Origin of the sequence: Paenibacillus sp. FSL H8-0259 (genome assembly GCF_037963255.1) — a bacterium.
Taxonomy (GTDB): domain Bacteria; phylum Bacillota; class Bacilli; order Paenibacillales; family Paenibacillaceae; genus Paenibacillus_AQ; species Paenibacillus_AQ phytohabitans.
Genome location: NZ_CP150147.1, coordinates 2968483 through 2992653 on the forward strand (window position 1 = coordinate 2968483; position 24171 = coordinate 2992653).

At 52.9% G+C, this 24171-nt stretch carries 16 protein-coding genes; 15 read left to right on the forward strand and 1 reads right to left on the reverse strand.

The window, feature by feature from the left end; genetic code table 11:
* Positions 1 to 7 precede the first annotated feature (7 nt).
* Positions 8 to 1546: a sulfatase-like hydrolase/transferase gene (locus NSU01_RS12490; protein WP_042135818.1), complete on the reverse strand. Its 1539-nt coding sequence runs from the start codon at positions 1544 to 1546 to the stop codon at positions 8 to 10.
* 103 nt (positions 1547 to 1649) lie between these two features.
* Here NSU01_RS12490 and NSU01_RS12495 point away from each other — a divergent pair, with 103 nt between their 5' ends.
* The 15 genes from NSU01_RS12495 to NSU01_RS12565 all read left to right on the forward strand — a co-directional run bounded on the left by NSU01_RS12495 (position 1650) and on the right by NSU01_RS12565 (position 24094).
* On the forward strand, positions 1650 to 2528 hold the full coding sequence (locus tag NSU01_RS12495; protein WP_305954206.1) for an AraC family transcriptional regulator: 879 nt from the start codon (positions 1650 to 1652) through the stop codon (positions 2526 to 2528).
* Between the two features lie 76 nt (positions 2529 to 2604).
* Entirely contained in the window at positions 2605 to 4407 is a 1803-nt protein-coding gene (locus tag NSU01_RS12500; protein WP_042135820.1) for a sensor histidine kinase, read from the forward strand.
* Positions 4408 to 6006, forward strand: coding sequence for a response regulator (locus tag NSU01_RS12505; protein WP_256703872.1), 1599 nt, complete (start codon positions 4408 to 4410; stop codon positions 6004 to 6006). It abuts the gene before it with no gap.
* 135 nt (positions 6007 to 6141) lie between these two features.
* Positions 6142 to 7713: an extracellular solute-binding protein gene (locus NSU01_RS12510; RefSeq protein WP_042135822.1), complete on the forward strand. Its 1572-nt coding sequence runs from the start codon at positions 6142 to 6144 to the stop codon at positions 7711 to 7713.
* 24 nt (positions 7714 to 7737) lie between these two features.
* Positions 7738 to 8703, forward strand: coding sequence for an ABC transporter permease subunit (locus NSU01_RS12515; RefSeq protein WP_179093521.1), 966 nt, complete (start codon positions 7738 to 7740; stop codon positions 8701 to 8703).
* Positions 8704 to 8721: 18 nt separating this feature from the next.
* Entirely contained in the window at positions 8722 to 9618 is an 897-nt protein-coding gene (locus NSU01_RS12520) for a carbohydrate ABC transporter permease (protein WP_042135825.1), read from the forward strand.
* A 20-nt stretch (positions 9619 to 9638) separates the two neighbouring features.
* Positions 9639 to 11675 (forward strand): alpha-L-arabinofuranosidase C-terminal domain-containing protein, encoded by a 2037-nt coding sequence (locus tag NSU01_RS12525; RefSeq protein ID WP_042135827.1) that lies wholly within the window; start codon positions 9639 to 9641, stop codon positions 11673 to 11675.
* Positions 11672 to 13438, forward strand: coding sequence for a glycoside hydrolase family 2 (locus NSU01_RS12530; RefSeq protein ID WP_076244282.1), 1767 nt, complete (start codon positions 11672 to 11674; stop codon positions 13436 to 13438). The genes NSU01_RS12525 and NSU01_RS12530 overlap by 4 nt, the downstream gene beginning before the upstream one ends.
* A 393-nt stretch (positions 13439 to 13831) precedes the next feature.
* Positions 13832 to 14950 carry a cellulase family glycosylhydrolase gene (locus NSU01_RS12535; RefSeq protein ID WP_076244284.1) on the forward strand — a complete coding sequence of 373 codons (1119 nt, stop codon included), beginning with the start codon at positions 13832 to 13834 and terminating at the stop codon, positions 14948 to 14950.
* Between the two features lie 274 nt (positions 14951 to 15224).
* Entirely contained in the window at positions 15225 to 16145 is a 921-nt protein-coding gene (locus NSU01_RS12540) for a sugar ABC transporter permease (protein ID WP_305954209.1), read from the forward strand.
* 26 nt (positions 16146 to 16171) lie between these two features.
* Positions 16172 to 17053, forward strand: a complete 882-nt coding sequence (locus NSU01_RS12545; RefSeq protein WP_042135835.1) for a carbohydrate ABC transporter permease — start codon at positions 16172 to 16174, stop codon at positions 17051 to 17053.
* 13 nt (positions 17054 to 17066) lie between these two features.
* Complete coding sequence (locus NSU01_RS12550) at positions 17067 to 17219, forward strand: hypothetical protein (protein ID WP_179093522.1); 153 nt, start codon at positions 17067 to 17069, stop codon at positions 17217 to 17219.
* 612 nt (positions 17220 to 17831) lie between these two features.
* Entirely contained in the window at positions 17832 to 19364 is a 1533-nt protein-coding gene (locus NSU01_RS12555) for an extracellular solute-binding protein (RefSeq protein WP_076244288.1), read from the forward strand.
* A 63-nt stretch (positions 19365 to 19427) separates the two neighbouring features.
* A complete protein-coding gene (locus NSU01_RS12560) occupies positions 19428 to 21719 on the forward strand; it encodes a helix-turn-helix domain-containing protein (protein WP_076244290.1) in 2292 nt (763 codons plus the stop codon).
* A 65-nt stretch (positions 21720 to 21784) separates the two neighbouring features.
* Complete coding sequence (locus NSU01_RS12565; RefSeq protein ID WP_076244292.1) at positions 21785 to 24094, forward strand: hypothetical protein; 2310 nt, start codon at positions 21785 to 21787, stop codon at positions 24092 to 24094.
* The last annotated feature ends 77 nt before the right edge of the window (positions 24095 to 24171 follow it).

Below are 24171 nucleotides of genomic sequence, written 5' to 3' on the forward strand. Positions count from 1 at the left end.
GCCTGCTTCAGGCATGATGAATTCTCGGCATAGGCAGCGGTTCCTTGCCCAGCTCCGCCCAAATATATTTCAGCAGAAGCTCAGTCTTCAGCTGCCCGTGTTCCGGCTCGTCCCACAGATTATGAAGTTCGTGCGGGTCCTGCACTAAATCGAAGATTTCGCCGTACTGCTGATTGTAGTAGACCGTAATTTTATATCTTGCATCAATATAAGTCTTCTGGTGAATGGTCGTAGGCTCATGACGGAATTCGCAAATGGCATGGTCACGCGCCTGATTCTTGCGGCCCAGCCATACGTCCTTCTGATCCACACCAGTCATCGACGAAGGAACGGGAAGATTGGCAAATGATAAGAAGGTAGGCGCCAGGTCAACGAGTGACTGGATCGCATCCGTCTGTCTGCCTGCCGGAACATGCCCGGGATATCTGACGATGAACGGAAGCTTAATTAAATCCTCGTAATGAAATCCTCCTTTGGCCTGCAGACCATGTTGTCCGAAGAAATGCCCGTGATCAGTTGTAAAGACGACGAGCGTGTTCCCGGCGAGTCCGAGTTCATCGAGCTTATCCAGAATGCTGCCGATATACTTATCCATCATGCTGATCATTCCGTAATAGACCGCTACCAGTTTCTTTTTGTCGTAATCCGTCAGAAGCGCTTTATCCCCGTATTCATAATACAGGTGGGAGCGGTACCCGTGAATGCCGAAGCCGGTTTCCATGAACTGCGAGAAGTCGGGGTTGTCTTCCTGTGTCATGCCGAAATGCGGCGGATTCCGGTCATGTTCCCCGGCCGTCAGTGAAGGAATAGTCAGCGTGTCAGGGTTATACATCGAATCCCAGGGCTCCGGCACCAGATATTCAGGATGCGGATCAAAGAAGCTGGCCCAGAGAAAAAACGGATCTCCTGATTGTTGATGCTCTTCCAGGCGGGCCTTGCTCCGCTCTGCAATCCAGGTGTTGTAATGATATTTCTCCGGAATGGGCCATGTGTAGGTTGCAGACGGGTCCATTGTCCCTGTTGGAGGGAGGAAATAATCCCGCCAATTGTGACAGCCCTGTTCTTCCAGCCATAAGGCATAATGCTGGCCGACATGTGCTTCGTTCGTATGGTTCCGGGCAAGCTCCACATGGTCGAATCCGTAGAAGGACTCGTGGAAACTGCTCCAGTAATCCAAATCCTGCAGCAGCGGGTAAGCTTCCTTCGATTCATATTCCTCCGTGGACTTCAGGGGCTGAAAATGGGCTTTGCCGATCAGCGAGGTCTGATAACCCGCTTCACTGAAGTCTTCCCCTACCGTGTGGCGGTCCTCCAATAGCTTCGTTCCGAGTGTCCATGCCCCGTGCTGGCTCGGGTACATTCCCGTGATGATAGAGGAACGGCTTGGCGTGCAGGTGGGATTCGGGCAATAAGCCCGGCCGAAGGTTGTCCCTTGCTGTGCCAGCCGGTCCAGATTCGGGGTGGAAATCTCGGGCTGGAAGGCACCGATGGTATTCCAATGCTGTTGATCGCTGGTAATTAGTAAAATGTTAGGTCTACTGGACAATGGTTATCGCCTCCTATTATGATAATATTGAAAAAACAACATTTTTTAAATAGCCTGATGTTAGATTTGAATTGTCATTTTGTTAGATGGAGGGAGTGGGGATATGTCAGGAGTGTTGCAGAATCTGCAGGAATACGAATATGAATATGCCGAGTTTATCTACTATTCACCCGGATATTTGGATAGGGAGGGGCAGCTATGGCCTGTCCGTGCCGGCCGTAGTCAGGCTAAGCCGAACTACAGGGTGGGTCCCAAAAGGATCGAGTGCTACAGCCTTCATTTCGTGTATGAAGGAAAGGTTGGCCTTAACTATGGAGATGAGCACATTGAACTGCAAAAGGGCGACATGTTCTGTCTGTTTCCGGATCAGACGTATCATTATTACATCATTCCCGCGGAATCACCGCTGCAGATGAGCTGGCTTGCGCTGGATGGAAGCAGAGTGATGCCGCTGCTGAAGCTAACCGGGATGGTGCCTGAGAAGCCGTATGCTCTTGGTAAGGTGACATCCCGCATTAAGGAAGTACTGGAACGCATATTCGGGGCAATGACAAGGTACGGGCGGTGGGACCCGGCTGTGTCCTTGGAGCTGCAGGGACAGACCTGCGAATTGCTGGCCGTCCTGATGCCCGGAGCATTCCCGGCTGATACACCATCACCTTCAGGCTGGGTATCGGAGTGTATGGAATTTATGAACCTCCATGCTACTGAAGGGATATCCGTTCAGCAGGTTGCCTCGTATGCGGGTGTACACCGATCCTATTTCACCAGTGCTTTTACAAGCCAGACCGGCGTATCTCCGCAGAAGTACATCCAGAACATCCGTATGGGCAAGGCTAAACGGCTGCTTGCTGAAACCGATGCTTCAATCACGGAAATCGCCTTGTCACTCGGCTATCCCAACCTGTATACGTTTACCCGGGCATTCAAGTCCTACTACAAGACTTCCCCGCTGCATACCCGTTCAGCTGGAGGCGGATAACGGCACGGTTTTGTTTTCTGATAATATGATAGCGCTTACTGAAAGTCATTTCCCTCATGTGAAGGAGAGACCGAGAATGAGATTTACAGCTCTGCGCAATAAAATATCACCGAAGCTGGGGATTCAGGGGAAAATATTCATCGCGTTCGGACTGCTCAGTCTATTCTCTATTGTAACGATCACCTCCATTATCTATCTGAATATGCGTGAGACGATTAAGCATAACGCCATTACTTCGGTTGCGGACAGTATCCGTCAAGCCGACGAATCCCTGAATCTTATGTTTGAGGAGATCGATCGTCTGAACACGGTTGCCGTTACGAATAAAAATACGGTAATCGATATATTGCTGAGCCCCAGCGAGGAAATCAGCTATGAGTGGTTTCTGGAGCAAAAGCGGATTAATGAATTTCTGTCAGGTCTGATCGGCTATAAGCCTTATATAACACGCATCGCTGTAATTGGCCTGAACGGTAAGGTTTTCTTCACCGGGGGACCTTGGATTGACCGTAATTTCCTGCAGACGCAGGCGATGGACTACATGTTAAACAACGGGGAACGCCACGCTTATTTCAAACAAGAGGGCAGCCCGGATGTGATTTCCGTCGGCCGTGTCATCCGGTATAACAGGGAATCCATTGGTGTGGTGATGGTGGATTTGAACTATGATTTCATCCGCAACACGTATGGCGTCAAGCCGACAGCGGACAGTGTCCTGTATGTACTGGATGAACAGATGGAGCTGGTATACCAGTCTGATTCTGCCCCTGCATCACTCTCGCCGCAAATGACAAGAACGATATATACCGCTCCGCAGCTTGCGGGAACAGCTGTTCAAGAGGCGGCAGAGCAGAAGATTGACGGTAAGTCCTATATTGTCGTCAGCCGCCGCTCCGGGCACACCGGCTGGATTACCCGGGCGCTTATTCCTCTGGATTCTCTCGTGAGTGAATCGGTGAAGGTCCGGAATCTGATGGTTGAAGTATCAGTTATCGTCTTTGTCGCAGTTTTGCTGGGAGCCATGCAGATGTCCTCCAGGACTACACTGCAAATCCGGCGGCTCAAAACGATGATGATGCGGGTGAAGGACGGTAATTTATCCTTTCCGCGTATGGAGATTAACTCGAAAGACGAAATCGGTGAACTCTACACTGTGTTCATCAGCATGATTGATGATCTGAAGCGGCTGATGCAGGATATCCGGATTAGCGAGCAGGCGAAGCGTGAAGCTGAGCTTACGGCACTGCAGGCACAGATCCGTCCTCATTTTTTGTACAACACGCTCAATACCATCAAATATTTGGCTAATCTGAACGGTGTGCCGAATATTGAAGAGGTCTCTGGATCTTTAATCGAGCTTATGCGCGGGGTGCTGGGGAATTCAAGTGAATTTCTTACCGTCAGGGAAGAGCTGGATTATGTGAACTGCTATATGTCGATTGTGAAATACAAGTATATGGAGCCGATAACGGTTCAGGTTCAAGTGGAAGATGATGAGTTGCTGGAATGCCGGGTGCTTAAGCTGATGCTCCAGCCTATTGTGGAGAATGCCATCCTGCACGGGGTTGTCCCGTCGGCCAGAGGCGGACTTATTCTGATCAGAGTATACGGGGAGGGCGGGGATCTGTTCATAGAAATCATGGATAACGGGCCGGGGATGTCGCGGGAGAAAATGCGGCTGCTTCTGGAATCCGGCAGGGAGGGAAGCGCGTCGCGCTTCAGCGGAATCGGCGTGCGGAATGTGCATGAACGAATCTGCAGAATGTACGGGGAGCCGTACGGTATCACGCTGTTCAGTGAAGAAGGATTGTATACCAAGGTGGTCATTCGTTTGCCGGAGATTCGTACGGATGAACGATCCGCAGAGGAGGCAGGTTGAATGTTGATTCAAGTGCTGCTGGTGGATGATGAACCGCTGGTACATCATCATCTGTCAACGATGACGGATTGGCGGAGTCATGGTTTTGAGATTTGCGGAGAAGCCTATAGCGGTCCAATGGCGCTCCAGGCTCTTGAAGAATTGCAGGCGCATATCGCAATTATAGATGTGAATATGCCGGGCATGAATGGTGTGGAGCTGCAGCGGACCATCCGGGAGCGGTATCCGGCTGTAAAGACAATTATGCTCAGCAGCTATGATGATTATGATTATGTGCGGGAATGCCTGAGGAACGGGGCTGCAGACTATTTGCTGAAGCACCGCCTGAATGACCAATCCCTGATCGCCATTCTGAAGAAGGCTGCCCGGGAGCTGGAGGAGGAGACCGAAACATCGGGTCTGCGGCTGGAGGACGGGAGCCTGGATACGGGCAACAGAACTGAAAGTTTACGTGAGCAGACGCTCCAGCTGCTGGCCGGCAAGCCGGAGGCTGCCGCCATACTTGAGAAGAGCATGCGCCTGAGCGGACTTCTGCCTGGTGTGGTCTGTTATATGGCCGCCGCTGTCCAAATCGTTCCCTTCCTGCTGTTGACCCAAACACGCAGTGATGTGCAGATTAACGGTCTGGTCCGGCAGGCGGTAGAACTAATGCAGCAGAGTCTCGGCGATCTGCCCGAGCGGATGGCCGTTTATGTAGAAAATGGCCGTTTGGCCATCCTGTTCGCATTCAGAGAACGGAGCGAGCAGGCTGCCGCCAGCGAAGCTGGCCGGCTGATGAGCAATGTCAGCCATTCGCTTGAGCTATTCCTGAATTTGAAATGCACTTATGCTATAGGCCATATGTGCAGCAGCCTGTCCAAGCTCGAAGACAGTTACCGTTCGGCTGAACGTGTCCTCGATAACGCTGCTACACGGCTGGAGCCGGATAGCAGTCTTAACGATCCCCGCCTCCTGATGACGATCGGGAATCAGAAGCAGCTGCTTCTAGCCATTGAACGGCTGGATATGGAAGAGGTAGAGCGGTCAATTACCAGTGCGTTCGCCTCTGTCCAGAAGCATCCGCTTCATTCGCCAAGTGTGCAGATGATTGTCAGCGAGCTGCTGGCCATAGGGGAAAAGACATTAACAAGAGATGAAGCTGCAGATGGCGGACTGCCTTCCCGGGAAGAACTTGGCAATATCAATAGCGTAGCCGGGCTGGAACGGTGGCTGATAATTTATTATGAAGGTCTGCTGGGCCGGCTCCGCCGGAGACAGGCGCAAGGCTCCTATTCGAGACATGTGTCCCAGGCGGTTCAGCTTATTCTGGAACGTTACCAGAGTTACATTACGCTGGAGCTGACCGCTGACCTGATCGGGCTCAACCCGTCTTATTTAAGCCGGATTTTCAAAGAAGAGACGCGGACGACCTTCTCCGAATATTTGAACCGTGTCCGTATTGATGCAAGCTGCAGACTGCTCGAAAGCGGAAAATACACGGTTAAACAAATTAGTATTCAGGTCGGGTTCACTACGTACAATTATTTTTTCAAAGTATTCAAGGAGCTGACCGGCACGACGCCGCATGCCTTTGTGAGCCGTCCGCCTGCTGCGAAATGAAACGGTAAGATAAGTGTAGTAAAAAGTCATATATGTGGAATTCCCCTCTTTGCGTGCCCGGCTATAATAAAGTCACATCAAGGGAAGCGCTTACAACGATGGGTTGAGCGAGATCTAAAAGGAGGTTATACAGACATGCGTAAACAACGGACTAAAACGGCGCTAAGCCTGATGGTCATTGCCGCACTGGCAATGGCGGGGTGCAATTCAGGAGCAGGCAACGGCAATGAGGCTGCACCTAAGGCGACCGCAGACCAATCGGTGAGCAAGGACGGATTTCCGATCGTGCAGGAACCGGTGAAGCTGAGTATGTTCACCCGGATCGCTCCCGTCAACGGACCCTTCAAGGATATGCCGGTCTTTCAGGATTACGAGAAGCTGAGCAATGTGCAGGTGGAGTTCACTGAAGCACCAACCGATGGCTTTCAGGAGAAAAAGAATCTCCTATTCGCCTCCAATGAGCTTCCAGATGTGATGTACCGCTCCGGAATCACCCAACTGGAGGCCATCCGTTACGGCTCGGGCGGCCAGCTCATTCCGCTGGAGGATCTGATCCGCGACTATGCCCCGAATTTCAACAAGCTGATGGATGAGTATCCGGAGATCCGTGCAGGTATCACGACGCCGGAAGGCCATATATATGCGATTCCGGGCATTGTTACCCTGGGCGCGGCACGGACGGACAAGAAATGGATCAACCAGGCCTGGCTGGAGAAGCTGAACCTGAAGGTGCCGGAGACGACGGATGAGCTGTACGATGTGCTGGTCGCCTTCCGCGATCAGGACCCGAACGGCAACGGCCAAAAGGATGAGCTGCCGCTGACCGCGCGCGTCGGCCTCAGTATCGTGACGATGATGAGCGGTTCGTTTGGACTGGACCAGCAGTTCGGCTACAACATCAACATCAAAGACGATAAAGTCGAAATCTGGATGGGCAGCGAACAGAACAAGGAAATGCTCATGTACTTGAGCAAGCTGTATGCAGATAAGCTGCTGGACCAGGAAGTATTCTCCCATACGGAGGCCCAGTTCCTGGCCAAGCAGGGCTCAGGCAAAACGGGCATGTTCTTCGACCAGACGAATAACAATTTCCTGCCGATCTCGGATCAATATATCGGCATTGCGCCGCCGGCGGGTCCGCACGGAGACCGGATGCAGAGCCAGACGGCTCCGATCCCGCGTGACTTTGGGGCGTATGCCATTACTTCAGTCAATAAATATCCGGAAATCTCCATGCGCTGGGTCGACTATTTCTATAGCGACGAAGGCTCGACGCTGCTGCGGTTCGGGCGGGAAGGCGAACATTATGAGCTGAAGGACGGGATTCCCTATTACAAGGAAGAGTATTCTACTTCCGAGACCCAGCCGAAAATCACTCCGTACGCCGGCGGAGGGGCGCCGCATCTGATCAGTGAGCATGTAGCTTCTTATATCAATCCGCCTCAAGTGCAGGAAGCGCAAAAGGCGCTGGATCCGTACATGCCGGCAATCCGCTATGCCGCTCCAATGTTTGACGAAGCAACGGCCCAGAAGGTGAACATGCTGCGCAATGACATCGACAAATATTATGAAGAACAAAGCACGAAATTCATCGCGGGTGCGCTCAGCTTCGACAAGTGGGATGAATTCCAGGCAACCCTGCAAAAGATGAATGTCGAAGAGCTTCAGCAAATTTATCAGGAAGCCTACGACAAGATGGAGAAATAGGCTGATCCTATTGGATAGGAGCGGATGTTCATGAATAAGGCGGAGATTCATAATAAGGCTGCAGTGCCCCGGTTCCGCCGGGAACCGGGGCGCCGCCTGGTCAGGCAAATTGCCAGAAGATACGACTTGTATCTTATGCTGCTGATTCCGGTCACCTGGTATTTAGTGTTCCATTACGGACCGCTGTACGGGCTGCAGATTGCCTTCAAAAATTTCAATCCGGGCAAAGGAATTCTCGGCAGCAGCTGGGTGGGATTCGAGCATTTCCAGCGGTTTTTTGACTCCTATTATTTCTGGAGACTTCTCTGGAATACGCTGTCCATCAACCTGTTCTCCCTGCTGATTGCTTTTCCGGTTCCGATTATGCTGGCACTGCTGATCAACGAAATCGGCAGCAAGAGATACAGTAAATTACTGCAGAACGTCACTTATATCCCGCACTTTATCTCAGTTGTTGTTATCGTGGGCATTCTGACAGTGCTCCTGTCACCGAGCGGCCCGGTCAACATGCTGATTCAGGCGCTTGGCGGTACGCCGACCCGCTTCATGGAATCGGCCGCATGGTTCAAAACAATCTTCATCAGCTCAAATATTTGGCAGAACATGGGCTGGCAATCCATTATATACATCGCTGCGCTTAGCGGAATTAATCCGCAGCTGTACGAAGCAGCCAAGATGGACGGCGCGTCCCGTATCCGGCGTATCTGGCATGTCTCTCTGCCCGGAATCATCCCGGTTATCGTTATTTTACTGATTCTGGATATTGGGCAGTTCATGAACATCGGATTCGAGAAGATATTGCTGATGCAGAATAATTTGAATCTTGAAGCAAGCGATGTAATTTCCACTTTTGTATACACTACCGGAATTCTAAAGGGCGAATACAGCTATACTGCGGCAATAGGGCTTTTCAACTCCCTGATTAACCTGACGCTGCTCCTGCTGGTGAACCGGTTTGCGCGCAAAACGTCGGATACGAGCCTGTGGTAATGGAGGAGGAGACGGGCAATGCCTAAGGATGTAATTATAAAAGCCCCACCCGATGAGAAGCGGTTCGACGTTATCGTATACCTGCTCGCAGCAATAATCATTATTTTAGTGCTCTATCCATTACTATTTGTGGTCAGCGCTTCGTTCAGTGATCCCGCCAGGGTACTGAACGGGGAAGTATGGCTGCTGCCCAAAGGCGTGACACTGGAAGCCTACAGCAATATTTTGCACAACGATAAAATTTGGACCGGATACCGCAATACGCTGATCTACACAGTTGTTGGTACAAGTGTCAATATTATGATGACTCTGCTTGCCGCATACCCGCTGTCCAGACCGGATCTTCCCGGACGCAAGCTGCTGATGCTGATTGTGACCCTGACCATGTTCTTCAGCGGAGGATTGATTCCCAGTTATCTGCTGGTCAAAAATCTCGGGATGGTCGATACAATGTGGGCGCTCATTATTCCCGGGGCCATTTCTACGTACAATCTCATTGTTATGAGAACTTACTTTGAATCCAGTATCCCGTGGGAGCTGCAGGAGGCGGCGCACATCGACGGCTGCTCCAACTGGAGGCTGCTGATCACTATCATTCTGCCGTTGTCGAAGCCGATTATTGCCGTAATGGTTCTGTTCTATGCCGTGGGACACTGGAATTCATTCTTCAATGCGCTGATTTATATCCGCAGCGAGGACCGGTACCCGCTGCAGCTGGTGCTGCGCGAAATACTGATGATCAGCCAGGCTGCCTCTGTAGACGGGGGGAATGTCGGGCTGGAGGATAAAATCCTGCTCTCCGAGAGCATTAAATACGCGGTCATTATCGTATCCAGCCTGCCGGTGCTGCTGATGTATCCTTTTGTTCAGAAGCACTTCGTTAAAGGGGTAATGATTGGTTCAATAAAAGGTTAATCGGAAACGGAGGATTGAAATTGTCTAACCAAGCAACGATAACGATCGACTGCAGCCAGCCAAGCGGGCATACGGTCAACCCGTACCTGTTCGGACATTTCGTGGAGGATATCCGCGATCATATGGAAGCCATGCTGGCGTATCCGCTGAAGGATATGGATTTCGAAAGTGAGCCGGGGAGTACGGCAGGGGTGCCGGGAAGCTGGTATGCCTATACGAATGGACGGAATACCGGATATGCACTTGAAGCGTCTGCCCCTAAGCATTCGGGCCGCGCCCAGCGCATCCGGCTGCTGAGTGATGATGAGGCCTATGCCGGCATCGCCCAGAGGACCGCTCTCCAAGAAGGGCGGTATACGGTCAAGCTGGTGCTTAGAGCTTCCGTTGAACTGGACTACATTATTATAGAAGCGATAGACAGGATTACCCAGGCACGGCTGGGGCTTGAGCGTGTCGGACTGGCGGGCCATAATTGGCAGCAGTATGAAGCCAGGCTGTCTGTCAGCCGGGACAGCGCAGATGCAGAGTTTCGTGTGTATGTGCCGGCCGAACACCCCAGATGGAGGGATCATGTATCTACCGGCATGTTATGGATTGATCATGTCTCTCTGCTCCCGGAAGACCACATCGGCACCGTAAAACGTAAGGTGGTCGAAATGACGAAAGACCTGAACGCCGGGATGATGCGGCTGGCGGGCAACTATATCAGCGCCTATCATTTCGAGCACGGCGTCGGTCCGGTGCTGGAGCGTCCGGTCATGTTCAATGAGGCATGGGGAGGATGGACCAGCAAATATTTCGGTACGGATGAATTCATCCGGTTCTGCCGGGAGCTCGGTGTGGAACCGCTCATCTGTGTGAATGACGGCTCCGGCTCGCCGGAGGAGGCAGCGAGGTGGGTGGAATACTGCAATGGCGGGATCGAAACTCCCATGGGAGCGAAGCGGGCCGCGAACGGGTATGCGGAGCCCTATAATGTGAAGTATTGGGAGATTGGCAACGAGGTGTGGGGACCCTGGCAGGTCGGAACAACCACGGCGGAGCAGTTCGCCAAGCGGACCGTGTCCTTCATTCAAGCCATGGAACAGGCAGATCCCTCCCTTGTTATTCTGGCCTGCGGACATACGGATCAGGAATGGAACCGGACCGTACTGGATATCGCAGGTGAGCAGATCGATTATTTGACCCTGCATCTCTATCATGGCTACTACCGTTTTGCAATGGACCATGATACTCCGGAAGAAGAACGCTATAAAGCCATAGCTTCATTCCCGGAATGGACCCGCTACAATATAGAACAGACGGCGGGACAGATCCGGTCCAATCCGAAGCATGGTCATGTGAAGCTGGCAATTACCGAATACAATACGATGTATTATCCCAACACGGTACGCAAAGGGCTGCCGGACGAACACACGCTGGGCGCTGCGGTAGCCAATGCTGCCAATTTGAACGAGATGCTCCGTGCCAGTGAGATGGTACATATCGGCAGCTTCTCCGATCTGGTGAACGGATGGCTCGGCGGCTGTATCCGGGTGGGGGATTATTATGCCGATCAATACTGCGGCAAGCTGCCGGGCTGGAGCGGGCACCCGTTAACCGTCTATGGCACGCCAACCTATGAAGTCATGAAGCTCTATGCGGGCCGTGATATTTCCCGCCTGCTGCCCGTGGATACGGAGTGCGGCACTTTCTCCGTAAGCTCCGGCAAACCGGCGCCGATCAATCTGGACGCCCTGCCGGAGCTGGATATCGCAGCGTTCACGAACGGGTCCGGCGATACAGTCACCGTGTTTGCCGTTAACCGGAGTCTGCAGGAAGTGAAGGCTTCCTTCACACTGCACGGATTCGAGGCTGACGGTACTGTAGTTGTATATGAAATAACGGGAGAATCTGAACGGGAGATCAATTCTGTCTTTGCGCCAAGCCGTATCTCCTGCAAGGTTAACGAGGTTTCCGCTGAAAGATGGGCGGAGGACTGTCTGCTGCGTCCGGCATCGGTCTATGCACTGGAATTCAGAACCGGGTCTGACACACGGGACGGGGGAGCACCATGACAACCAAGGCGTATATCAAGGATTATCCCAGACCGCAGTTCGTCCGCAGGGAGTGGCAGTCTCTTAACGGTGAATGGGGCTTCCGGTTTGATGACCAGAATACCGGAGAAAGCGGGAGATGGCAGGAACAGCTGAACGCAACCCATACCATTACCGTTCCCTATACTTACGAGACGCAGGCAAGCGGAGTCGGTCTTCAGGAATTTCATCCCCGGGTGTGGTACAACAAATCCGTGTCCATTCCGGAGGCTGCTGCCGGGAGACGGGTGATCCTCCACTTTCAGGCGGTGGATTATCACGCCAAAGTATGGGTGAACGGCATCCTGGCAGGCAGTCATCAGGGAGGATATGCTGCTTTTTCCTTCGACATTACCCCCTATCTTGTATCCGGGAAGGATAATAACATTACGTTAAAGGCAGAAGACAGTAATGACTGTACCCAGCCCCGCGGGAAGCAGCGCTGGACGAAGGACAATTTTGAATGCTTTTATGTGCAGAGCACCGGAATCTGGCAGACCGTCTGGCTGGAATATGTGGAAGAGCAGAGGCTGGATTCTGTAAAAATCACTCCGGATATCGACCGCTCCAGCGTCTCGTTCGATGTTCAGGTACACGGACTGGAGACGGCGGCAGGAAAGATCCTTCTGGAGGCTGCAGTTACTTTAAAGGGAGTCCCGGTTAAGACCACAAGCCAGATTATAGACCGGCCCCGCCAGACGGTGGAAATCGATTTGCTGCATGAGGCAAGCGGTCCCTGGAAGCGGAGCTATTGGTCACCGGCACAGCCCAATCTGTATGATGTCGAGTTTATACTCTATGTGGACGGCAAAGTCGCGGACCGCGTGCATTCCTATTTCGGGATGCGGAAGGTATCGATCCGGAACGGCAAGGTGCTGCTTAATAATGCGCCAATCTATCAAAGGCTTATTCTGGATCAAGGCTACTGGACAGAGAGCCACCTGACACCGCCGAGCGAGGAAGCGATAGTTGCAGATATTGATTATATTCTGGCGCTGGGCTACAACAGCGTACGCAAGCATATGAAAATTGAAGATGCCCGCTTCCTGTACTGGTGCGATGTAAAGGGCCTGCTGGTATGGTCGGAAATGGCGGCAACATTCGAATTTCATGACCGCGCCGTTGAGAGATTTACGAATGAATGGCTGGAGATCGTCCAGCAGCAGTATAATCATCCAAGCATTATTACCTGGGTGCCGTTCAATGAGTCGTGGGGCGTCCCGAACATTCTGCACGACCAGAGGCAGCAGAAATTCACAGAAGGTATTTATCACTTAACCAAAGCGATTGACCCCTACCGCCCGGTGATTACGAATGACGGCTGGGAGCATACCGTGTCGGATATTCTGACCCTGCATGACTACGTTGAAATGGGTGAAGGCTTCTTAAGCAGATACGGTGACAATAAAGAAGCCATCGTGAATAAAGAGACCACCTGCAATCAATGGAAATATGCATTCGCGGAGGGGTATGCGTACAGAGGCCAGCCCATCATTATATCGGAATTCGGCGGGATCGCCTTCCAGTCCGATAAGGGCTGGGGATACGGGCATCAGGTGGCATCGGAGGAAGAATTCCTGAACCGCTTCGCAAGCCTGACTCAGGCGATCAAGAGTGTGGATTATATCTGCGGGTACTGCTATACCCAGCTCACCGATGTGCAGCAGGAAATCAACGGTCTGCTGACAGAGGCACGCGAGCCGAAAATTCCGCTGGATAAGATTAAAGAGATCAATCTGAAGTAATCGAATGAATAAGGACTGACCCGGAGCCAGGGAATGGCCGGGCCGGTCCTTTTTGCTGTCCGGCAGTAGACATATGGGCATTTGGGAAGAGATATCTGTAAACGGACCGACTCCAGGGAAGCCAAAGCTCAGGTTAGATAATGACAACAGCAGAGTCTGTAATGAATAACCGGGCGCCGCAAACCCAGCAGCAGCAAGGCTTCACACAGTGGTACTAAGATGACTATAGACGGCAATTCAAAGGCTCCTCTATATTGGTGGCAGAGCAAGCAGCTGCTGCCTGAACCTGCTGGACCGGAGAAGTATGTCTCTATCCAGCTGCGAAATGAATACGCTTTCCATTAGATGTATACCGTTCTATTGAACCATTACCATCCTGAGGAGGCATGATTAATGAGATTCCCGACTAGCTTCAAATCTGCAATGATCTGGCCGGTCTGTGCCATTCTGTTGATTGCACTGCTGACCGGCGGAGCCAGTGCGAAGGCGGAGACATCGTCTGGAGCTGCCGTTTCCACTCCGTTGACGGCGGAGGAAATGGCCGGTCTTATGGGCAGGGGAACCAATCTGGGCAACACGTTTGAAGGGAACTGGAACAGCCAGAGTTACGATGATGTGAAGGCGGCCGTGGACGCTTTTATTGCGGCGGGGTACACCAACATCCGGATTCCGGTCAACTGGGGCGGACGGGGTGATAAATATGCTTCGACTGCGGATGAAGCGGGGCATTTCTCCTTCAGCGCTCCGAATGTGGCGACAGTGAAGCGTCTGGTGGACTATGTCCTGAAGGATGTGAACGTTCAGCGGGCTTGCGCAGGCAAGCCGCCTGTCATTCTGATTGTGAATGCACATCACGAGGAATGGGCAATGAACGCGGTGCAGGGCGAGCCTGCCTTCGAAACGAACATGCAGCGGCTGGAGACCATCTGGACAGGAATCGCAGAGCTGTTCAAGGATGAACCGGACACGCTGGTGTTCGAATTGTTCAATGAACCGCATCTGAGCCTGAATACGGGGGCAGCTGCCAAAGCGAGCGTCATTGAGCTCAACAAGCGGGCGTATGCGGCGATCCGCGGTTATACCTTCGGCGGCATGCAGCCGCATGCCAAGCGGATTGTGATCTTCGGCGGGTACAACTACAACAGCGGCTGGGGGCTGTACGATACGTACCGCAATCCGCAGGACCTGCCGGGCGGGGGGACGGACCGCTATATTATGGGGACTTATCACTCGTATTTTCAGAATCTGGCGGATCATCTGAAGCGTGTGGACGATGTGAAGCGGGAATTCGCCGATGTGCATGACATTCCGGTGTATCTGGGCGAATTCGGGTACGAGCACCGGGGAGTCATTACGGACACACTTCTGGATTCGTACCGTCAAATCGCGAACAAGGCTATTGCTGGACAGTTTGCTTTCTCCGTATGGGATGACAATGGCTGGTATCAAATTTATAACCGGGCAACCGGGCAATTCAATGCACTGAAGGATCAGGTTCTAGATAAGCACTAAAGAAATAAACAAAAAGCAAAAGAAGCGGAGGGGAAATTTGGAACTGTAGGAGCGGTAGCGACCGCCTTTGTCACCGGATTTCTACCGCTAACAGCGGTTCAAAATTAAGAAATCTGGAGACAACAGCGGCCGGAAGTCCAAATGTTCACCGCAGTGACGATGAAGCTTCAAATTCAAATCTTAAGTGCACTTATATAAACAAAAATAACTGATCCAAGGGTGCCGGAAATGGGGAAGGAACATGGGAAATCCATTAGCGGCTTCGAAGCCGTCAATGTCTGCTGTATTCCGCAGGCAGAAGCTGAAGCGTCTGGCCCGCAACCGCTGGCTGTATATCATGCTGCTGCCGGGACTGCTGTATTTTATCACTTTTAAATATGTACCGATGTATGGGATCCTGCTGGCCTTCAAGAACTATCAGCCCTTCCTGGGGTTTGTCGACAGCCAATGGGTGGGGATGAAGCATTTTGACCGCTTTTTCGGGGACCCGCTGTTCTGGAAGCTGCTGAAGAATACGTTCGTGCTGGCGGCCTACAATATTCTGTTCTTTTTTCCGCTGCCGATTGTGCTGGCACTGATGCTGAATGAATTAAGATCGCAGACGTACAAGAAGACAATTCAGACCCTGGTCTATATCCCCCACTTCATGTCCTGGGTGGTTATCGTCTCCATTGCCTACCTGTTCTTCACAACCGAGGGAGGGCTGGTCAATGAAGCGATTGCCTCTGTGGGCGGCGAGAAAATCCAGTTCCTGCTTAGTCCCGGCTGGTTCCGGACCTTCATCACCGGTGAAGTTATGTGGAAGGAAACGGGCTGGGGAACGATCATCTTCCTGGCCGCGCTGGCGGGTGTAGACACGCAGCTCTACGAGGCTGCCAAAATAGACGGAGCCGGGCGGATGCGCCAGCTATGGCATATTACACTTCCGGCGATCCGCTCGACCATTGTGATTCTGCTGATCCTGCGGCTGGGCAATTTCCTCGATACGGGGTTTGAACAGATTTTCCTGATGCTGAATCCGCTCAACCGGGAGGTTGGCGAAGTCTTCGATACCTATGTGTATACCACGGGGATCTCGCAGGGAGAGTACAGCTACAGTACTGCGGTCGGACTGTTCAAGTCAGTTGTCGGGCTGGTGCTGGTCTTCGGCTCCAACTTCCTGGCCAAACGGTTCGGTGAGGAAGGAATTCTCTAGGAAAAACAGCGAAAGGAGGTAGAATTGTGGTAAAAGAAACATCATGGCCGAGCCGCCTGTTTGATCTGTTCAATATCATCGTGCTGGCAGTCATTGCGCTCATTACTATTGTTCCGTTCATTTATGTGGTTGCCGGTTCATTCGCAACGCAGCGGGAGCTGCTTGAAAAGGGGTTTATTCTCTTCCCTACAGAGTTTTCACTGGAGGCGTACAACTATATCTTCTCCACCAATACGCTGATGCGAAGCCTGGGAGTAACCATCTTCATCACAGTCGCAGGTACGCTGATCAACATTACACTGACCTGCCTGATGGCCTATCCGTTATCCCGCAGGGATATGGATTTCCGCTCTCCGATCCAGCTCATGGTCATCTTCACGATGCTGTTCAGCGGCGGGATGATCCCCACCTTCCTGGTGGTCAAAGAGCTGGGGATGCTGGATACGTACTGGTCGCTGCTGCTGCCGGGTGCCATCAGTGCCTTTAACCTGATTATTGTCCGCAGCTTCTTCCAGCAGCTTCCGCCGGATCTGGAGGAATCGGCCAAAATCGACGGTGCCAGCGATCCCGGCATTCTGGTGCGGATTGTCATACCTTTGTCCCTGCCGGTGCTGGCTACGTTCTCGCTGTTCTATGCAGTAGGCCACTGGAACACTTACTTCAGCTCCATTCTCTATATTAACGATTCAACCAAGTGGCCGATTCAGGTGCTGCTGCGGCAGATTGTAATGCTGTCCCAGGGCGGAAGTCTGGGAGATACGTCTTCGCTGGAGAGTAACTTTATCCCACCGGACCAGGCTGTCAAAATGGCGGTCATCGTAGTCTCCACGATTCCGATTCTGATCGTATACCCGTTCCTGCAGAAGCATTTCGCCAAAGGCGCTTTGCTGGGATCGGTGAAGGGCTGAGGTCTGAAGGTTCATGAAGGGCAGGAATGCGGAGGGGGAGTTTGATACCGCCGGTGAGCTGGACAATAACAATACACGTTACCGGTCAGTCGCTGTGATACTGGCAGCACGGAAATTCAGTACACTTCGGAAATTTAGTACGCTTGATGCGTACCGGCTGATTTGAGTCCTCTTAGGAGGCAGCGTAGAGAGAAATGTTGTACGTTATACAACTTTGATTCACGGATAGCCAGGTGTTTGGGACGATTGTTGCACGAAATACAATAATATTCCGGCTAAGCCGCTTGGAAAAGGTGAAATCCTGTATTTTGTACAACAATTTTGGATTTTGACCGATTTGGTGAGGGAAATGTTGTATTATGTGCAAGATTTCCAGAGCGTTACCGGATTGCTACGGAAGCCTCATCAGTCTGCGGATTCCCACCGCGAAGAGCGGTGCAGTTCAAGGAATCTGCAGACGGGCAGCGGCCGGAGGGCCAAACATTCCCCGTAGTCACGGCCCTGCACTTGAAATTGCTATCACACACCCAAATAAGGAGAACTTGAGAAAATAATAAAAGGCAGTAGTGCGGAGGGGAAGTTTGGAACTGTAGGAGCGGTAGCGTCCGCCTTTAGCTTTGGATTTCAACCGCAGCCAGCGGTAAAAATTCAGGAAATCCATACCTAACAGCGGCCGGAAGTCCAAACATTCCCCGCAGCCGCGACCAAGCCGAGTATTCCATTTCTCAAGTTCGACGCATTACACCACCCACCTCATATTAAGGAAGGAACATCAATCATGAAAACAACCAAAGGGGCAAAAGGCTTTAAAAGTCTGGCGCTGACGACATTCTCGGCAGCTCTGGTGCTGGGTGCATTAGCCGGCTGCGGCAGTAACAGCAATAAAGAAGAGAATGCCGTTCAAGGCGCAGACGGAACCGCATCACCTGCCGGGCCTTACAAAATGTCCATGATGCTGACCAGCTACAATCCGGAGCCGATGGACCCGGAAGGTGAAATCTACAAACAGCTGGAGGAACGGACGAATACTGATCTCAAAATCACCTGGGTCCCTTCGACCACCTATTCGGATAAACTCAGCGCCACCATCGCATCGGGCGAGCTGCCCAGCACCGTGCTTGTGCTCGACCAGAAGCTGCCCTACATTGTCAATTCGGTACGCTCCGGCATGTTCTGGGAGCTGGGTCCTTACCTGAAGGATTATCCCAACTTAAGCCGGATGAACGAAGTAGCCTTGAATGCTATTTCCATTGACGGAAAAGTGTACGGGATCTACCGCGAACGGGATCTGGCACGTGACGGCCTGATGCTGCGCAAGGACTGGCTGGAGAATCTCGGGCTGCAGGAGCCAAAGACGGTGGATGATTTCTATAAAGTGCTGCAGGCATTCGTGAAGGAGGATCCGGATCAGAACGGCAAAGCCGATACGATCGGTCTGGCCGAGCAGCAGGTGGCAGCGGGCTGGCGGGCTATGCTGACCTGGATGGGCGGTCCGGCGGACTGGGAGATCAAGGACGGGAAGGCGAGTCCGGCTCATCTGTCCCCTGCCTTTTTGGAAACGATGAAATTCTACAAAAAGCTGTATGATGAGAAGCTCATCAACCTGGATTTCGCTGTGGTGAAAGACGGCAAGCAGATGATTAACGCAGGCAAAGCAGGCTCGTGGATTGCGAATCTGAATGATGCCAACGGCATTGAAGAGAGTGTGAAGAAGGTTACGCCAGCCGGTACGATTACGATGGTCAACGCGCTGGAAGGTCCGGAAGGACTCCGCAGTCCCGGCGGTTCAGGCTCATACGGCATCTTCATGATTCCCAAGACTTCGGTGAAGACAGAGGAAGATCTCAAGGCCGTTCTGAACTTTTTTGACAAAGTGTCGGATGAGGATATGCAGAATATGCTGGTCAACGGGCTGGAAGGACGCCAGTTCACCCTGGATAACGGGAATTATGTCAAGACCACCGACTCCAAGCTGCTGGCTGAATACGGCATGGGCGATTCCTCCCAGCTGGCTGTCCTAAGGGATAAAGTGGTGACCTATGGTAATTCGCTGGTGCATTTACGTGATGAGATGTGGAAAAAGAATGCGGAAATCGCTGTGGTCAACCCGGTTCAGCCGTTCATTTCCGATACCTACAGCGAACGGGGCTCGGAGCTTAGTAAAATTGTTGATGATGCCCGGGTCCGCTTTATCATGGGGGATCTGGACGAGAACGGGTGGAATCAGGCTGTCACGAAATGGGAGCAGGACGGCGGGGCGAAGGTGATTGAAGAATATACTGCGGCCTACAACAATGCGAATGCGCAATAAGCGTGCCTGAGAATCCCCATATGCTAGAATAAAAGCAACATACGATTGCGGGGGTAGTAAGTCATGCGAATACGGATATCCAGCTATTTATTGAAACTAATCATTCTTACCTTGGTGATCGGTGCTTTTCCGGTGCTGATCTTAGGGTGGTATTCCTATCACTACTCCTCGCAGTCGGTGCTTCAGCAGGTTGAAGAACGCAACTCCCAGGTACTCCGGCAGAGCCAGCTGCGGGTGGAGCAGACGCTTAAGATGATTGATTTCTCCACCACGCAGCTTCTGGGGCTGCCGACAGTGACCAATGCAATTGCGACTAAACTCGGCATTAAAGATATGGAAATGATCCATGAGCTGTATAAAAATCTCTCCTCGATCCAGACGTTCGAGCTGGGGATTAAGGATGTCTATTTGTTCAGTCTGGAACAGGACTGGCTGATTACCAATTCCGGTATGGATGCTTACAGCCAGCCGGGTCTGAAGGAGAAGCTGCGGCCGTTCGCCGGAATGCCTAACGGATCGGTGTGGATCAGCGGCAATTCAGCCAGCATCCAGGGGGCCGACGGCATGGTTGAACTGAACCACGCCGTCATTAATATCAAGAAATGGCCGATTAATTCGAGCAGACCCCGGGGTATGATCGCGGTGGTGCTGTCCTCCCAGCAGCTGAACGATCTGATCGCCAATGAGCCGGGCATGGGCAGCGTATTCATACTGGATGAGGATGGCCGGGCGATTAGCCATTCCAACCCTTCGCTGCTGGATAAGGATCTGTCAGCTGAAGCTTACATCGCTGCAATCCGGGACAAGGAAGATACCGCCGGAGTATTCAACGGCATAGCCGATGAGAGCAAGGCCTCCATCTCTTACCGGAAGTCAGCTTATAACGGCTGGACGTACGTATCGGTCGTTCCTACCCAGGCGGTTACCCGTCAGGCTACTGCCATTGGCAGGACCTCGATCCTGATCAGTCTCTGTGTGCTTGCTGCCACAGTGTTTACAGCTTTGATCGGCTCGCGCCGGATGTATAGTCCCGTGCGGCATATCTACTCGTCCTTGCTGCCTGATAAGGAGCAGAGACCCCGAAAGGATGAGTTCATCGCCATCTCCGACCGGATACAGGGCATTCTCTCGGATCAGACCAAGCTGCAGTTTGAGCTTGAAGGACAGCAGCAGCAGCTGGCGGAGTTTCTGGTCCGCAAAATGATGCTGGGTGAAGCGCGATCCCAGGGTATTCAGGAGCGGCTCATGGACTATGGTTACGGGCACACCAGCCAGTGGACAGTCATGCGGGTGCTGCTTGTGCAGATAGACCGGCTTGACAGCAGCCGGTTTACAGAGCAGGACCGGGATCTGCTGCTGTTTGCCATCAGCAATATCGCGCTGGAGGTGGTCCCGGAAGGAGACCGCCTTCCGCCGATTGTCATCCGGGAGTCCGTGGTGATCCTGACTGGCACAAGTACGCAGTCCGAAGAAGCCTTCAAGGAATCCGTGTATGCCAGGGCTGCTGAAGTACAGGCTTCCGTGAAGCGTTATCTTGAGCTGCAGACCAGCATCGGCATTAGCCGCTCCTGTACAGCCTGGCCTGAAGTGGGCCGGGGGTATGAAGAAGGGGAGAATGCGCTGAAGTACCGGGCCCGTCTCGGGGAAGAGGTCATTCTGTTCATTGAAGATGTGCAGCCGGCAAGCCGTAAGGAAATTGTCTATCCTAAGAAAATTGCCGATGAGCTGTGCGAAGCGATTAAATCACATGACAGCGGCCGGGCAGAAGAACGCCTGTCCCAGGTGATGAATGCGCTGGCCAGCGAGGAATCCGATCATCAGGAATATCAGATGTCGCTGGTCCGGCTGCTGATGGATCTGATCCGGCTGCTGCAGGACGCAGGCATCTCCCACCATCTGCTGAGGGCAGGGGAGGATTCCCTGTTCGAGGAGCTGCTTGGCATGCATAGTCCCGGTGATATAGAAGCCTGGTTCGGGAAGGTCATTGTTTGTCCGGCTATCGGGCTGCTGAAAGAGCGGCAGGAGACGCAGTTCAACAGTATCTCGGAAGAGGTGAAGCAGCTGATTGCTGAAGCCTTCGACACAGATCTGACGCTGGAGAAATGCTCGGCCAGGCTGAATTATCATCCGCAGTATATCAGCCGTGTGTTCCGTCAGGAGACCGGGACCAGCTTCACCGATTATCTGGCGCAATACCGGCTTACCGTGGCCAAAAGATGGCTAAAGGATACCGATCTGACGATCACCGAGATCGCAATGAAACTGAAATACAATAATCCGGCGAACTTCATCCGTTATTTCCGCAAGATGGAAGGGATTACTCCGGGCCAGTACCGGACCAACCTGGTGGAATAGCAGCTTGTGTTGTGTAGGGCAGGGCAGCAGGAGCTTAAGGAGAACAGGAAAGGTGTGTAATTCATTTGAACAAAAGCGGTGCTTACGGGTATTTCCGGAATCAGGGGAGAGATTATGTCATTACCACTCCCCGGACACCGGCAAGATGGTTCAACTATTTGTTTAACGACACTTATTATATGGAGGTATCCCAGACGGGGCAGGGGGACAGTATTGCATTTCAGCCCCATAACCGGACGATCAGCAGAGGCTTCCGCTACTTTTATCTGAAGGATCAGGAAACGGGGAAAGCCTGGTCGCCGTTCTATCAGCCGCTGAAGACAGAGCCGGAGGCGTATGAGTGTATTCATAGCCTGGGGAGTACCGAGATCCGCTCCGTATCCCAGGAGATAACATCCTCTATTCATGTCTTTGTACCACGCACGGGCCAGCAGGAGATTTGGACAGTAACGCTCACGAATACGGGCGTTAAGCCGAGGAGCTTATCGCTGTTCACGGCGTTCTCACTGGAGAACGGGGGCGTGATGGGCAGCAAATGCCGGTTCGATCAGGAATCGCAAATCCTGTCCTCCTATTCCTTCCCTTATCATGTCACGTATGAACAGAAGGCCGGATGCGATGACCATACCAACGTGGTGTACGTGTACTCAGATTATCCGGCGGATTCCTATGACTGCAGCCAGCGTGCATTCTTCGGGGGCGACGATATGTACGAGCTTCCGGCAGCCGTGCAGAAGGGGCACTGTTCGGGCCGGCAGGCAGAGGCGGAGAATCCGCTTGGAGCCCTCCAGCAGATCATGACTCTTCAGCCGGGTGAACAGGCAGTGCGTCATTTTGTAGCGGGCTGCGCCTCTTCCCTGGAAGAGATCCGCAGCAGCAAGGCGGAGCTGGCCGTCAAGGGATATGCTGTTCTGCTTCAGGAAGCTGAGGACTACTGGGAAGGAATCACCGGCATGTTCCGGGTGGAGACACCGGATGCGGATGTGAATGCATTCATGAATATCTGGCTCAAAAAACAGATCGTCATGCAGACCCGCACGAACCGCATGTCCAGCTATTGCCCGGTCCGCAATCAGCTTCAGGATGCCCTCGGCTATGCGCTGGTTGATCCTGCCGGGGCGGCAGAGTATATGATCTCTGTGCTTCAGGGCCAGGAGAGCAGCGGCTTCATCCAGCAGTGGATTATGACCGACGGCTCCCCGCCCAAGAATCTGTGCCTGCTGAAGCATACGGACGGCCCGGTCTGGCTGGTTATCTGCATGACGGCACTGCTGAACCAGTGCGGAGATCCGGAGCTGCTGCTGCGGCAGGTGGGCTTCAAGGGATCTTCTGATAGCGCTACCATCTATCGGCACCTGCTGCTGGCGGTGAATTATATGGCCGGTGAGACCGGAGCGCATGGACTGTGCCTGATGGGTGACGGGGACTGGAATGACCCGATTAACGGACCGGGGCGGCTGGGCCGCGGGGAATCAGCCTGGAATACGATGGCGCTGGTCTATGCCATTCAGGCGTTGCTCCCCTTCTGCGGGCGGCTTGGCGATAAGGAGAATACAGAGCATCTGAATACTCTCGCCGGGCAGCTGGCGGATGCCGTTAACCGCACCTGCTGGGATGGAGGCTGGTATGTGGCCGGATTCGATGATGACGGTATACCGTTCGGAACCGCGCAGGATGAAGAGGGCAAGCTGTTCCTGAACACCCAGACCTGGGCGATCATGAGCGGTATTGCCCGCGGGGAGCGGCTGGAGCAATGCCTGGCTGCGATTGACAGCCTGGATACACCGTTCGGACCCCGGCTGCTGGAGCCGCCGTTCAGCAGCTGGAATCCCAAATGGGGCCGGATCAGCCTTAAGCTGGCGGGCACTACCGAGAATGGCTCCGTCTATTGCCACGCGTCCATGTTCAAAGCGTTCGCCGACTGCATCGTAGGCCGGGGAAGCGAAGCCTGGCAGACGATCAGCCGGACGCTGCCGACGAACCCGGGCAATCCGCCCGGGCAGAACGGGCAGGTGCCGATTTTTGTGCCGAATTATTATTTCGGCCTGGCGGATTCCCCGAACTACGGCAAGTCCAGCCATCATGTCTCTACCGGAACGGTAGGCTGGATGCTCTGGACTACGCTTGAATATGCGCTCGGGATCAGAGCTACGGCTATTGGACTGGTTATCGACCCCTGCATTCCAGCGGAATGGCCGGAGTATACAGTGGAGCGGAAATACCGGTCCGCCTCGTACCGGATTCATGTGCTTAATCCCGCCCGGATTAGCCGGGGAACGGTGAAGGTAACGGTTGACGGAGAGGACTGGATGGATGCCGTGCTTCCTTATGAAGCAGGAAGAGAGTATCGGGTTACTGTTCGGCTTGAGCAGTGACGCCTGTTCTAGCATGGGCATGAGTCTGAGCATAAGTGAAAGTCAGAGATAATATATAGAAGATCGGAGTGGACAAA